The organism is Pseudomonas sp. BB438 (assembly GCF_057180225.1).
Genome location: NZ_CM170001.1, coordinates 5,090,321 through 5,102,890 on the forward strand (window position 1 = coordinate 5,090,321; position 12,570 = coordinate 5,102,890).

The following is a 12,570-nucleotide window of genomic DNA, read 5'->3' on the forward strand; positions in this document are numbered from 1 at the left end:
AAAAAAGGGGGGCTGATTCAGAATCAGCCCCCCTTTGCCGTTCACGCCGACCTCAAGCCGTTTCGCGCAGCTCCCGGCGCAGGATCTTGCCCACCGGCGTCATCGGCAAGGCATCCTTGAGCACAATGTGCTTGGGCACCTTGTAGCCGGTGAAGTTTTCCTTGCAGTAGGCCTTGAGCTCTTCGACGGTCACGCCACCTTCGCGGGGCACCACGAACAGCTTCACCGCCTCGCCGGACTTCTCGTCCGGCACGCCGACGGCCGCGCAGTTGGCGACTTTCGGGTGGGCCATCACCACATCCTCGATCTCGTTCGGATAGACGTTGAAGCCGGAGACGATGATCAGGTCCTTCTTGCGGTCGACGATGCGGGTGAAGCCGTCCGGGTCGATCACCGCGATGTCGCCGGTACGCAGCCAGCCCTCGGCGTCCAGCACCTCGGCGGTGGCGTCCGGGCGCTGCCAGTAGCCTTTCATGACCTGCGGGCCCTTCACGCAGAGCTCGCCGCGCTCGCCCAGGCCAACGTCATTGCCGTCGTCATCGATCACCTTCAGCGCGGTGCCCGGCACCGGCAGGCCGACGGTGCCCAGGCGCGCTGCGTCACCGTAGGGGTTGGTGCTGACCACCGGGGAGGTTTCGGTCAGGCCATAGCCTTCCACCACGGTGCAGCCGGTCATGGCCTTCCAGCGCTCGGCGGTGGCAGTGACCAGCGCGGTGCCACCGGAGTTGGTGACCTTCAGGTTGGAGAAGTCCAGTTCCTTGAATTCCGGGCGATCCATCAGCGCGACGAACAGGGTGTTCAGGCCCAGCAGCGCGGAGAAGCGCCACTTCTTCAGCTCCTTGATGAAGCCGGGGATGTCGCGCGGGTTGCTGATCAGCACGTTGTGGTTGCCGTTGACCATCATGCACATGCAGTTCGCGGTGAAGGCATAGATGTGGTACAGCGGCAGCGGCGCGATCATCACCTCATTGCCGACCTGCATCAGCGGCTTGCCGTCCGGGCCGTGCTGCTGCAGGCAAGCGTGCACCTGCTGCATGTTGGCGACCAGGTTGCCGTGGGTCAGCATGGCGCCTTTGGCCACGCCGGTAGTGCCGCCGGTGTACTGCAGCACCGCGATGTCTTCCAGGCCGACCTTGACCGGCTGCAGGCCATGGCCACGGCCCTGGCGCAGCGCGGCCTTGAAGGAGACGGCCTGGGGCAGATTGTACTCCGGCACCATCTTCTTCACGTGCTTGACCACGGTGTTGACCAGCAGGCCCTTGAGCGCAGGCTGCAGGTCGCCCATCTGCGCCTCGATCAGGTATTCGATCCCGGTATCGGGCAGCACTTCCTGCACCAATTTGCCGAACAGGTTCACGTAGACCAGCGCGCGGGCGCCGGAGTCCTTGAACTGATGGCGCATCTCGCGGGCGGTGTAGAGCGGGTTGGTGTTGACCACGATGAGGCCGGCACGCAGGGCGCCGAACACGGCGATGGGATATTGCAGGATGTTGGGCATCTGCACGGCGATGCGGTCGCCGGGCTTCAGGTCGGTGTGCTTCTGCAGGTAGGCGCCGAAGGCGGCGGACAGGCGGTCCAGCTCGGCGTAGGTCAGGGTCACGCCCATGTTGCTGAAGGCCGGACGGTCGGCGAACTTCTTGCAGGAGCGCTCGAAGACTTCCACCACCGACTTGTAGGCGGTCAGGTCAATGTCGCTGGGCACGCCGGCCGGGCGTTTGTCGTTCCAGAAATCAGGTTGCATTTATTCTTGTCCTCATACCTGAGCGAAACCGAACCGTCATTGCGGTCATTCGACGGAAGCTAGCAGTTCCTTTGGTCATCGCAAAGACTCGGGCGAGCGTCATAGACTGCGTGAATCTTGCGCCACCAACCCGGCACGGCGCGCGGTAGAGCCGACGGCCGCCCTGGGCGCCACTCGCCCGGCGACGATCGGGTGCGACTGGCAATCCATACAGAAGATGTCCCGGCGTGGCAGAATCGCCCCGGTCGGCCCGTTCCATGGCCACCATTCGAATAAGAATCGACGAACAAGAAGCAGGATGGACCCCATGCCCTACGCCGCCTACTGGCTTGCCGCCAGCGACGAGACACCGCTCTACACCCGCCACTGGGCGCCGGAAGGCTCGTCCCGCGGGGCCCTGATGCTGTCCCACGGCATGGCCGAGCACGCCGGCCGCTACGAGCGCCTGGCCCTCTCGCTGAACGCCGCCGGCTACCACCTCTACGCCATCGACCAGCGCGGCCACGGCCGCACCGCCGAGAACGGCGAACTGGGCCACTACGCCGACCGCGGCGGCTGGGGCAAGGTGATCGGCGACCTGCACACCCTGAACCAGCATGTGCGCGAGGAACACCCGGACCTGCCGATCATCCTGCTCGGCCACAGCATGGGCAGCTACATCGGCAGCGCCTACCTGATGCAGCACAGCGCCAGCGTGCAGGCGGCGGTGCTGTCCGGCTCCAATTACCAGCCAGTGGCGCTGTACAAGAGCGCCCGCGTCATTGCCCGTTTCGAGCGCTGGCGCCAGGGTCCGCTGGGCCACAGCGCGCTGATCGACTTCCTGTCCTTCGGCTCGTTCAACAAGGCCTTCAAACCCAATCGCACCGCCTTCGACTGGCTCAGCCGCGACCCCGTCGAAGTCGACAAGTATGTTGCCGACCCGCTCTGCGGTTTCCGCTGCAGCAACCAGCTGTGGGTCGACCTGCTCGGCGGTCTCGCCGACATCACCCCGGTGGAGCACCTCTCGCAGATCCGTAACGATCTGCCGGTGATGGTAATCGGCGGCGAGCGCGACCCGGTCAGCCAGGGCAGCCGCTTGCGCGATCTCGCCCAGGCGATGACCCGGGCGGGGGTTCGTGACGTCCAACTGAAGATTTATCCCGACGCTCGCCACGAGTTGTTCAACGAGAGCAACCGCGACGAGGTCACCCGCAACCTGATCGACTGGCTGGCGGCGCACTGCCCCGTCCCGCAGGTCGAGAAATCCGAGGAGCCCCTATGACTTCCGTACAGAACGTACCCTACGAAGAACTCGAAGTCGGCCAGAAGGCCAACTTCCAGAGCAGCGTCACCGAGCGCGACATCCAGCTGTTCGCCGAGGTCTCCGGCGACCGCAACCCGGTGCACCTGGACGCCGAGTACGCCGCCACCACCCAGTTCAAGGAGCGCATCGCCCACGGCATGCTCACCGGCGCGCTGATCAGCGCGGCGATCGCCACCACCCTGCCCGGCCCGGGCACCATCTACCTCGGCCAGAACCTGAGCTTCACCCGCCCGGTGAAACTCGGTGACGAGCTGACCGTCGAACTGGAAGTGCTGGAGAAGCTGCCGAAGAACCGCGTACGCATCAGCACCATCGTGCTCAACCAGGACGGCAAGGCCGTGGTCAAGGGCGAGGCCGAAGTCATGGCGCCGACTGAGAAACTCAACATCGAACTGCCCGCCCTGCCGCCGATTACCATCGGCTGAGGCGCGTTTCGGGGCCGGCTATCCGGCCCCGAAAACTTGTATACAGTTTCCCGCTCGACTACCCTGCCCCCGCCACCTCACATCCATCCGGGATAACCGAAGGCTTCGTGCCCGAAACCCCTCACCGGGAATCGGAGCCGCCATGGACCTTCGACTGCTGTTGCTGTCCCTCTGTACCTTTGCCGCCGGCCTCGCCGAGGCCATCCTCACCGGCATCCTGCCTTCGCTCGCTGTTGACCTGCACGTGTCCCTCAGCCTCGCCGGGCAACTCACCAGTCTGTTCTCCCTGAGTTTCGCCGTCGCCGCGCCCTTGCTCGGCTGGCTCACCCGTGGTGCCGACTGCCGCCGACTGCTGGTCATCACCCTGTTGGTGTTTGCCGCGTTCAACGCCGGCGCGGCGCTGAGTCCCGGCTATGCATCACTGCTGCTGATGCGCATCGGCATGGCCGCCTGCTGCGGGTTGCTGATCATGCAAGCCAGCCTGCTGGCAGTGGAGCTGGCGCCGCCAACCCAGCGCGGCCGGGCCATCGGCCTGATCTTCATGGGCATCAGCGGTTCGCTGGTATTCGGCGTGCCGGTCGGCGTGCTGGTCAACGACTGGTTCGGCTGGCGCTGGATCTTCGCTGCCATCGCGCTGTACTCGCTGCCACTGGCGGCCCTCCTGCGGGTGGCCCTGCCGCGCCGCGCGCTGGACAGCCCGGCCAACGGTGCGGCCTACCAACGCCAACTGCGTAATCCCGCGCTGAATCTGGCACAACTGGTGTCGATCCTGCTGCTGGGCGGGCATTTCACCCTGTTCGCCTACATCACGCCGTGGTTCCAGCAGATCGCCGGGATCACCGATAGCGAAGGCATCGCCCTGACCTTGCTACTGATAGGCCTGGCGGCCATCGGCGGTGGCTACCTGGGCGGCTGGCTGAGCGACCACCTCGGCCATCGTCGTGCGCTGGTCGTGGTGCCGATGCTGTTCGGCCTGGCGATGCTGGCAATCCCATTGAGTATCGGCCATCCGTGGCGCCTGCTCGGCGCGCTGATGGTCTGGAGCACCATCAGTTGGATGATCTCGCCAGCCGTACAGAGCTATCTGCTGGCCAGCGACCCGGCCAGCGCCGCCGCCGGGGTGGCCCTGAACACCTCGGCGATGCACCTGGGCGTGGCACTCGGTGCAGGAGTGGGCGGCGCAGTGATCAGCCTGGCCGGGATCGCCTGGACGCCCTGGATCGGCCTGGCGCTGGTCACCACGTCCATCCTTTGCGCAGCGCTATCCTGCTGGCTTCAACGCGAGCGGACAGAGGCGCCACTCACGGCTTCACGGTAACGCTGGCGGTCATCCCGGCGCTCAGGTGGACGCCGTCGGGCACCTTGTCGAGGTGAATGCGCACCGGGATGCGCTGGGCCAGGCGCACCCAGTTGAAAGTCGGCTCGACGTTAGCCAGCAACTGGCTGTCGGGGATGGCGTTGCGGTCGGTGATGCCACTGCTGATGCTCTCCACGGTGCCATCGATGGCGATGTCGCCGCTCATCAGCACCACCTGGGCGGGCTGGCCGACACGGATGCCGGGTAGCTTGGTTTCCTCGAAGTAGGCGGTGACGTAGAAGGACTTCTGGTCCACCAGCGCCATCATCGCCTGACCTGCCTGGACGTAGTTGCCCTGGGCCAGGCGCAGGTTGGTGATCTGTCCGTCGCGCGGGGCGCGCATTTCGCTACGGGTCAGGTTCAGCTGCGCCAGGCGCACCTGGGCCTGCGCCTCGTCGTACTCGCTCTTGGCGATGGCGGCGTTGATCTGCGCGGTTTCCTTGTCCTCGGCACTGATCGCCGCGATGCCGAGCTTGTTGCGTCGGGTTGCCTCGCTCACGCGCAGCAGGTACTGCTGGTGCCGGGTCTCGGCCAGCGCCTTGGCCTGCTCCAGGTTCGCCGCGTAGCGTTCGTGGTCGATGCGCATGATCAGGTCACCGGCCTTGATCTGCTGGTTGTCCTGTACGGCTAGGTCGGTGACCCAGCCGGAAACGTCCGGGGCGATCACCACCACGTCGGCGCGCACCCGCGCATCACGGGTCCAGGGCGACAACATGTAATAGCGCCACAACCAGGTGCCCGCCATGACGGCGGCGATGACCAGGATGATGGTGACCGCTACGCGAAGGTATCCGCGCATACAGCTTCTCCTCTCAAGGTGCTCCGCTGAGCGCCCAGGTGATGGCGCAGAGAATCAGCACGAACAAGGCGCAGTCGAACAGCGCCTCGTGCCAGATCCAGCGTCCGAAGGGGGTGGCCTGCAGCAGCAGGCGCAGAACGACGGTCAGGCCCAGGGCGAGCACGGCATAGATGAACAGCGGGCTCAGGAACACACCGCCCCAGCCGAACTCATGCAGTCCCATTGGCGTCCTCCAGAAGGCACCACTGGCGCCAGGTGTGACGCAGTTGCGCCAGCGCGGCACGGGCCAGGCGGTTGGGTTCGTTGTCGCCCTGCAGGTCGTGCGCAAGGGCTTCCTCCAACGGTGGGCACAGGCTGTCCAGACGCAGCTCGCGCCCCGCCCCGGGACCCTTTTCCAGGACGCTGCCCAGGGCTCCGAGGAACTGGTCGCGACGCTTGCGCAACTGGCCCTGCGCCCCATTGAGGCAGGCGCGCATGTGGATCAGCTCGTTGCCCAGATCGAGGGCGAGCAGGCCGTCCTGCCAGCGCCGCTGCTCCTCCTTGGGCAACAGCGTGTAGTGACGCGCCAGGCGAATCAGGCGATCGGCCATGCGCCCGCCGAACCAGCTCTCGGCTTCGGCCAGCGGCCGCCGGGTCAGGCGTCCGAGGTCTTCGCAGGTGGCCTGGATCAACCGTCGGTTGAGCCAGTCCGCCGGCAGGGTGAGCAGGCGGAAGATCAGCACCGCGAAGCCCACGCCGATGACGATGCCCTGGGCCGAATTGAGCAGGTTGGCCAAGTCGTACTTCATCACGTTGCTCGGTGCCACCAGGGTGATGAAATGGATCGAGAAGGACGTCGCCGTACCCGCCAGCGCCGGCGTAGCCATGCCCAGAAGCGCGAAGAACAGCGGCACGCCCAGCGCCAGGCAGAGCAACGGGAAACCGTTCCACTGCGGCAGCAACCACTGGCTGACAACGGCGGCCGCCGGGATCGCATAGAGAATACCGCGCAGGAAGCCCAGGCCGATGGTGACGGCGTTGTCGCGGTTGGCGAACAGACTGCAGATCACCGCCGCCAGCAGCATGCCACCGGTGGCTGCCGGCCAGGCGGTGGCCATCCAGAAGGCCGACATACCCAGCAGCGCCAGCGCACTGCGCAGGCCGTAGAACAACGCCATCAGCCAGTCACGGTGCCAGGACAGGGTGCCGGTGGCGACATCGTCCACGCGCCCGTCCGAAACCGCGCGCATGGTCTTCTCCGAGTTCAGCGCCTTGAGCAGCAGCAAGGCGCAACGGGTCAGGCAGTAGCGCAGGTCGTTGGAGTAGCGCTCGTCGGTGCCGGCCTGCTGCAGCCGCTCCTGCAGCGAACGCATGGCGTCCACCTGCGGGTCTTCCAGTGTGGCACGCAACTCTTCGAACCAGGGTTGCAGGCGCGCGCGGTCCTCGGCGTCCAGCACGCTGCGCTGCCGGGCCACGCCGCGCGCGGTGCGCAGCAGGCTGAGCAGGTCGCGGGAGAGAATCCGCAGCGCCCGCGAGCGCATCCGTCCGCGATAGCCCTCGAACCAGGCATGGTCGCGCTGCACATCGACTTCGACGATCTTGCCCAGCGCCTGCAACAGGCCCTTGATCTGCCGGGCATCCGCGTCGATCTCGCTGCGTGCGGCCTGCATGCCGGTGAGCCAGGTGGCGTGGGCCTGCTTGTCCAGATTGGCCTCGACCCGGCGCGGCCAGAGAATCGCGCTGACTGCCGAGGCGCAGAGGATCCCGAGGCAGATTTCCGTACTGCGCGCCACGGCCTGGTCGAAGACGCCCAGCGGCTGGCTGATCGCCGGCAGGCCGATGATCGCCACGGTGTAGCCGGACAGTACGAAGGCGTAGGACACATGGTTGCGAAGCGTGGTCGAGGCGGCGGTGCAGAGGCCGAGCCACAGCGAAATGGCCAGCAGGAACAGCCAGGGTGTCTGGGCGAACAACGCGATCATCACCACCGACATGATGGTACCGACCAGCGTGCCGATCAGGCGGAAGAGCCCCTTGGCCACCACCATGCCCGACAACGGTTGGGACACGATGAACACGGTCATCAGCGCCCACTGCGGCTGTTCCAGATCGAAACGAAACGCGCACCAGAGCGCCAGGCCACCGGCCAGGAGGGTCTTGATCGCGAATTTCAGCGCCAGCGTATCCGGCGCGAGGAATGCCTGTAGCGTAGGTCGCACGCGGTCTCTCGAAAGGGTCTGAAACTATCGCTTAAAGATAGTCGGCAAACAGGATGACGGGATAGTTGCCAATCATATTATTAGCAGGCTAACAATATGTCATCCCCACTTTCGTCGAGGCAAAAAAAACGGGCGACCTAAGTCGCCCGAAGTGCCTTGCGTGCTCTGTGTCTCTGTAAGGATCAGCTCTTCTTGTGGCTGTCCTTCCAGATGAAAATTCCAACCCCGCCGAAGAAAACAACCATCAGTCCGACGGTAAGGATGCCTGCGAGAACCACTTCGTCGATGAACATGATGCTGGCCTCCTGTTGCCTACATCGTCTGGGGATGTGTGCAGATTACCGGCGGCCGGGCACGACAAATTGACCTGGATCAATGGTCGACAAGGCGCGTTCCGAGGAGGGCTGGAGCACTGACGCAGGTCAAGTTTCGGAGGGGGGCGGGTGCGGCGGGAAGCCGCGCAGAGCGGGGCCTTGCGGCCCAGGGTGAGGGAAATCAGCGCTTCTTGGGCTTGCTCTTGCCCTTCTTGCGCGGCTTGCCCAGCGGCAAGGCCTGCTCGAAGGCCTTGCGCACGTCCTGCAGGCGCTTTTCGTGCACGTCGTGGATGCGCTTGTCGCGCTCGGCGGTGAAATCGATCAGCTTGTCGTCGTTGCTCATGGCAGGGCGTGCACCAGGCGGAAAGTCAGATTCAGGCGCGGCGCAACCGGACGGCGCGTCTTGGCGACCTGATGTTGCCAATAATGCTGTGTCGCGCCGGACATGACCAGCAGCGAACCGCCGGACAGCTCGATGGAGTGTTCGATTGTGTTACGCCCCTTGCGCCGCAGATCGAAGCGCCGCGTGCCGCCCAGGTTCAACGACGCCACCACCGGATTGCGCCCCAACTCGGGCTCGTCATCACTGTGCCAGCCCATGGAGTCCTGGCCGTCGCGGTAGTAGTTGAGCAGCACGCCGTTGAAGCGCTGGCCGGCGGCCTGCTCCACCGCCGAGCGGATTTCCATCAGCAGCCGCGTCCAGGGCAGCGGCGCGTGGGTCTGCCCGGAATAGGTGTAGAAAGCCTCCGGATCGCCGTACCAGTTGACCAGGCGCGGCACCGGATAGTCACGCCCGTGCAGGTGCACGACAGTCTGTTCCCAGGGCGTCTGCTCGAGCAGTTGCTCCAACCACTGTGCGGCGCGCGACGGCGGGCACCAATTGGGGATCAGGCGCAGCTCGGCATCGGGGAGAAGGATCGGGGCGTCGTCGAACAGCATGGAAAGCTCGGGTACTCAGCGATGGGGCCAGTCTACTCCCCCGCGACGTCAGACCTCGACATCGATCCACAGCCCCTTGCGCTGGGCGGCCTGCACGTCCTCGCCCAGCTCCTCGACTTCCTCCAGTTCCTCCAGCGCCTCGCCCTCCGGCGTACCATCGGCGAGCTGGCGACGCTTGCGCCGGCGCTGGTACTCCTCGCGCAGCGCCTGCTCGTCCGGGCGACGCTCCAGTTCGACGCCGGCATTGCCCGCGCTGGGCGCAGGCGGCGTCACCGGGGTGACATCCGGTCGCGGCTTGGGCACGTCCTGCTGGGCAGTGACGGGTGCCAGACTATGGGGAATCGGCGGCAGCATGGTGCGAGTCCTGGGCGCCAGCCCTTGCGAGAAGCACGGTGGGAAGTCCTCTGGTCAGGCTATCGGCGCAGCGGCCACAGACTTGAGTGCGCCTCGCTACACTTTCCACGATTCGCGATGAGTGCGCACTCGTCACAGGTTTCGCCGAAGATTCGGACGACCGGAGGCGCTGACGGCCATCGCTGAACGCTGCGCGTTCCGGTACCATAGCCGGCTTTTTTTGGGAGGTGTCCATGGCGCAGTATCAACCCGGTCAACGCTGGATCAGCGACAGTGAAGCGGAACTCGGGCTGGGGACCATCCTGGCGCTGGACGGCCGCATGCTCACGGTGCTCTATCCGGCCACCGGTGATACCCGCCAGTACGCCGAGCGCAATGCGCCCCTGACCCGCGTGCGTTTCGCCCCCGGCGACGAGATCACCCATTTCGAAGGCTGGAAGATGACCGTCCGCGAAGTGGACGAGATCGACGGCCTGCTGATCTATCACGGCCTCACCGCGCAGAACGACCAGCGCACCGTGCCGGAAACCCAGCTGTCGAACTTCATCCAGTTCCGCCTCGCCAGCGATCGCCTGTTCGCCGGGCAGATCGACCCGATGTCCTGGTTCGGCCTGCGCTACCACACCCTGGAACACCGTACCCGCCTGCTGCAGTCCTCGCTCTGGGGCCTGGGTGGCGCCCGCGCGCAACCCATTGCGCACCAGCTGCACATCGCCCGCGAAGTCGCCGACCGCATGGCCCCGCGCGTCCTGCTGGCCGACGAAGTGGGCCTGGGCAAGACCATCGAAGCAGGCCTGGTGATCCATCGCCAACTGCTCTCCGGCCGCGCCAGCCGCGTGCTGATCCTGGTGCCGGAAAACCTGCAGCACCAGTGGCTGGTGGAAATGCGCCGGCGCTTCAACCTGGAAGTCGCCCTGTTCGACCGCGAGCGCTTCGTCGAGAGCGATGCCAGCAACCCCTTCGAAGACACCCAGCTGGCCCTCGTGGCGCTGGAGTGGCTGCGCGAGGACGAGAAGGCACAGGACGCCCTGTTCGCCGCCGAGTGGGACATGCTGGTGGTCGACGAAGCCCACCACCTCGTGTGGCACCCGGAGCAGGCCAGCGCGGAATACCAGCTGGTAGAGCAACTCTCCCAGGTCATTCCCGGCGTGCTGCTGCTCACCGCGACCCCGGAACAGCTCGGCCTGGACAGCCACTTCGCCCGTCTGCGCCTGCTCGACCCGGATCGCTTCCACGACCTGGAAGCCTTCCGCACCGAAAGCACCCAGTACCGCCCGGTCGCCGAGGCGGTGCAGGAACTGATCGACCAGGGCAGCCTCTCGCCTGCCGCCCGCCAGGCCATCCACGGCTTCCTCGGCAGCGAGGGCGACGAGCTGCTGGCCAGCGTCGAGGCCGGCAATGAAGAAGCCCGCGCCCGCCTGGTACGCGAGCTGCTCGACCGCCACGGCACCGGCCGCGTCCTGTTCCGCAACACCCGCGCCGCCGTGCAGGGCTTCCCGGAACGCCAGTTGCACCCCTACGTGCTGACCAATCCGATCGAGTACATGGAGCTGCCGCTGGGCGAGCACCCGGACCTCTACCCGGAAGTCAGCTACCAGGCCCAGGCCGAGGACGGCGACGAGAACAACCGCTGGTGGCGTTTCGACCCCCGCGTCGAGTGGCTGATCGACACCCTGAAGATGCTCAAGCAGTACAAGGTGCTGGTGATCTGCGCCCACGCCGAGACCGCCATGGACCTGGGCGATGCCCTGCGCCTGAAGTCCGGCATCCCGGCCACGGTATTCCACGAGGGCATGAGCATCCTCGAGCGCGACCGCGCCGCCGCCTACTTCGCCGACGAAGAGTTCGGCGCCCAGGTGCTGATCTGCTCGGAAATCGGCAGCGAAGGCCGCAACTTCCAGTTCGCCCATCACCTGGTGCTGTTCGATCTGCCGGCCCACCCGGACCAACTGGAACAGCGCATCGGCCGCCTGGACCGGATCGGCCAGAAGCACACCATCCAGATCCACGTGCCGCACCTGGAGAACAGCCCGCAGGAACGCCTGTTCCAGTGGTACCACCAGGCGCTGAACGCCTTCCTCAACACCTGCCCCACCGGAAACGCCCTGCAGCACCGCTTCGGCCCGCGCCTGGTGGAGCTGCTCGACGGCGGTGATGACGACGCCTTCGACGCCCTGCTGGCCGAAGGCACCGCTGCCCGCGAAGCGCTGGAAGCGGAGATGCACAACGGCCGCGACCGCCTGCTGGAACTGAACTCCGGCGGCGCTGGCGAAGGCGAGGCACTGGTCGCCGAGATCGAGGAACAGGATGACCAGTTCGCCCTGCCGATCTACATGGAGCGTCTGTTCGATACTTACGGCATCGACAGCGAGGACCACTCCGAGAATGCGCTGATCCTGCGCCCGAGCGAGAAGATGCTCGACGCCAGCTTCCCGCTGGGCGACGACGAAGGCGTGACCGTCACCTACGACCGCGCCCAGGCCCTGGCCCGCGAAGACATGCAATTCCTCACCTGGGAACACCCCATGGTGCAGGGCGGCATGGACCTGGTGCTGTCCGGCTCGCTGGGCAACACCTCGGTGGCGCTGATCAAGAACAAGGCGCTCAAGCCGGGTACCGTGCTGCTGGAGCTGTTGTTCGTCAGTGAAGCCGTGGCGCCGCGCAAGCTGCAACTGGGGCGCTTCCTGCCGCCGGTGGCGCTGCGCTGCCTGATGGACGCCAACGGCAATGATCTCTCCGCACGCGTGTCCTTCGACACCCTGAACGACCAGTTGGAAAGCGTGCCGCGCGCCAGCGCCAACAAGTTCGTGCAGGCCCAGCGTGACGTGCTGGCCAAGCAGTTCGCCCAGGCCGAGACCAAGATCACCCCGCGCCATGCCGAGCGCGTTGAAGCCGCTCGCCAGCAACTGACCGCGACACTGGACGAGGAACTGGCGCGTCTGACCGCACTCAAGGCCGTCAACCCGAGCGTGCGCGACAGCGAACTGGAAGCCCTGCGCAAGCAGCGTGACGACAGCCTGGCCATGCTGGACAAGGCCTCCCTGCGTCTGGAAGCGATCCGCGTGCTGGTCGCCGGCTGATCCCGCCATTGCGCCACGACGAAGCCGCCGCCGGGCAACCGGTGGCGGCTTTTTTCATGC

The 12,570-nt window shown here is 65.9% G+C and carries 12 protein-coding genes; 4 read left to right on the forward strand and 8 right to left on the reverse strand.

Going from position 1 to position 12,570, the window contains the following annotated elements:
• Positions 1-52 precede the first annotated feature (52 nt).
• Positions 53-1,741 carry a long-chain-fatty-acid--CoA ligase FadD2 gene (gene fadD2 / locus AC1ZV1_RS23465; protein ID WP_484293848.1) on the reverse strand — a complete coding sequence of 563 codons (1,689 nt, stop codon included), beginning with the start codon at positions 1,739-1,741 and terminating at the stop codon, positions 53-55.
• A 307-nt stretch (positions 1,742-2,048) separates the two neighbouring features.
• On the opposite strand from fadD2, the gene AC1ZV1_RS23470 reads away from it, so the two are divergent.
• The 3 genes from AC1ZV1_RS23470 to AC1ZV1_RS23480 all read left to right on the forward strand — a co-directional run bounded on the left by AC1ZV1_RS23470 (position 2,049) and on the right by AC1ZV1_RS23480 (position 4,787).
• On the forward strand, positions 2,049-3,002 hold the full coding sequence (locus tag AC1ZV1_RS23470) for a lysophospholipase (protein ID WP_484293849.1): 954 nt from the start codon (positions 2,049-2,051) through the stop codon (positions 3,000-3,002).
• Entirely contained in the window at positions 2,999-3,469 is a 471-nt protein-coding gene (locus tag AC1ZV1_RS23475; RefSeq protein WP_484293850.1) for a MaoC family dehydratase, read from the forward strand. The genes AC1ZV1_RS23470 and AC1ZV1_RS23475 overlap by 4 nt, the downstream gene beginning before the upstream one ends.
• A 142-nt stretch (positions 3,470-3,611) precedes the next feature.
• Positions 3,612-4,787, forward strand: coding sequence for an MFS transporter (locus AC1ZV1_RS23480; RefSeq protein WP_484293851.1), 1,176 nt, complete (start codon positions 3,612-3,614; stop codon positions 4,785-4,787).
• Here AC1ZV1_RS23480 and AC1ZV1_RS23485 read toward each other — a convergent pair.
• The 7 genes from AC1ZV1_RS23485 to AC1ZV1_RS23515 all read right to left on the reverse strand — a co-directional run bounded on the left by AC1ZV1_RS23485 (position 4,771) and on the right by AC1ZV1_RS23515 (position 9,430).
• Entirely contained in the window at positions 4,771-5,625 is an 855-nt protein-coding gene (locus AC1ZV1_RS23485; RefSeq protein ID WP_484293852.1) for an efflux RND transporter periplasmic adaptor subunit, read from the reverse strand. The genes AC1ZV1_RS23480 and AC1ZV1_RS23485 overlap by 17 nt on opposite strands.
• Positions 5,626-5,638: 13 nt before the next feature.
• Positions 5,639-5,848: a DUF1656 domain-containing protein gene (locus tag AC1ZV1_RS23490; RefSeq protein ID WP_484293853.1), complete on the reverse strand. Its 210-nt coding sequence runs from the start codon at positions 5,846-5,848 to the stop codon at positions 5,639-5,641.
• Positions 5,835-7,823: an FUSC family protein gene (locus tag AC1ZV1_RS23495; protein ID WP_484293854.1), complete on the reverse strand. Its 1,989-nt coding sequence runs from the start codon at positions 7,821-7,823 to the stop codon at positions 5,835-5,837. Before AC1ZV1_RS23495 ends, AC1ZV1_RS23490 begins: the two co-directional genes overlap by 14 nt.
• Before the next feature lie 182 nt (positions 7,824-8,005).
• A complete protein-coding gene (ccoM, locus tag AC1ZV1_RS23500; protein WP_024764625.1) occupies positions 8,006-8,116 on the reverse strand; it encodes a cytochrome c oxidase subunit CcoM in 111 nt (36 codons plus the stop codon).
• A 202-nt stretch (positions 8,117-8,318) separates the two neighbouring features.
• Complete coding sequence (locus AC1ZV1_RS23505) at positions 8,319-8,480, reverse strand: hypothetical protein (protein WP_088419735.1); 162 nt, start codon at positions 8,478-8,480, stop codon at positions 8,319-8,321.
• Positions 8,477-9,076, reverse strand: coding sequence for an alpha-ketoglutarate-dependent dioxygenase AlkB family protein (locus AC1ZV1_RS23510; protein ID WP_484293855.1), 600 nt, complete (start codon positions 9,074-9,076; stop codon positions 8,477-8,479). Before AC1ZV1_RS23510 ends, AC1ZV1_RS23505 begins: the two co-directional genes overlap by 4 nt.
• Positions 9,077-9,124: 48 nt before the next feature.
• Positions 9,125-9,430, reverse strand: a complete 306-nt coding sequence (locus AC1ZV1_RS23515) for an aspartate-semialdehyde dehydrogenase (protein WP_484293856.1) — start codon at positions 9,428-9,430, stop codon at positions 9,125-9,127.
• 227 nt (positions 9,431-9,657) lie between these two features.
• Between AC1ZV1_RS23515 and rapA the strand changes: the two genes are divergently transcribed.
• Positions 9,658-12,510: an RNA polymerase-associated protein RapA gene (rapA, locus tag AC1ZV1_RS23520; RefSeq protein ID WP_484293857.1), complete on the forward strand. Its 2,853-nt coding sequence runs from the start codon at positions 9,658-9,660 to the stop codon at positions 12,508-12,510.
• The last annotated feature ends 60 nt before the right edge of the window (positions 12,511-12,570 follow it).

Bases quoted from the DNA above. Each gene is read 5' to 3' on its own strand.
- AC1ZV1_RS23505 (WP_088419735.1), bottom strand. From the start codon at position 8,480: ATGAGCAACGACGACAAGCTGATCGATTTCACCGCCGAGCGCGACAAG.
- AC1ZV1_RS23490 (WP_484293853.1), bottom strand. From the start codon at position 5,848: ATGGGACTGCATGAGTTCGGCTGGGGCGGTGTGTTCCTGAGCCCGCTG.
- AC1ZV1_RS23470 (WP_484293849.1), top strand. From the start codon at position 2,049: ATGCCCTACGCCGCCTACTGGCTTGCCGCCAGCGACGAGACACCGCTC.
- AC1ZV1_RS23480 (WP_484293851.1), top strand. From the start codon at position 3,612: ATGGACCTTCGACTGCTGTTGCTGTCCCTCTGTACCTTTGCCGCCGGC.
- AC1ZV1_RS23510 (WP_484293855.1), bottom strand. From the start codon at position 9,076: ATGCTGTTCGACGACGCCCCGATCCTTCTCCCCGATGCCGAGCTGCGC.
- AC1ZV1_RS23475 (WP_484293850.1), top strand. From the start codon at position 2,999: ATGACTTCCGTACAGAACGTACCCTACGAAGAACTCGAAGTCGGCCAG.
- AC1ZV1_RS23485 (WP_484293852.1), bottom strand. From the start codon at position 5,625: ATGCGCGGATACCTTCGCGTAGCGGTCACCATCATCCTGGTCATCGCC.
- AC1ZV1_RS23515 (WP_484293856.1), bottom strand. From the start codon at position 9,430: ATGCTGCCGCCGATTCCCCATAGTCTGGCACCCGTCACTGCCCAGCAG.
- ccoM (WP_024764625.1), bottom strand. From the start codon at position 8,116: ATGTTCATCGACGAAGTGGTTCTCGCAGGCATCCTTACCGTCGGACTG.
- fadD2 (WP_484293848.1), bottom strand. From the start codon at position 1,741: ATGCAACCTGATTTCTGGAACGACAAACGCCCGGCCGGCGTGCCCAGC.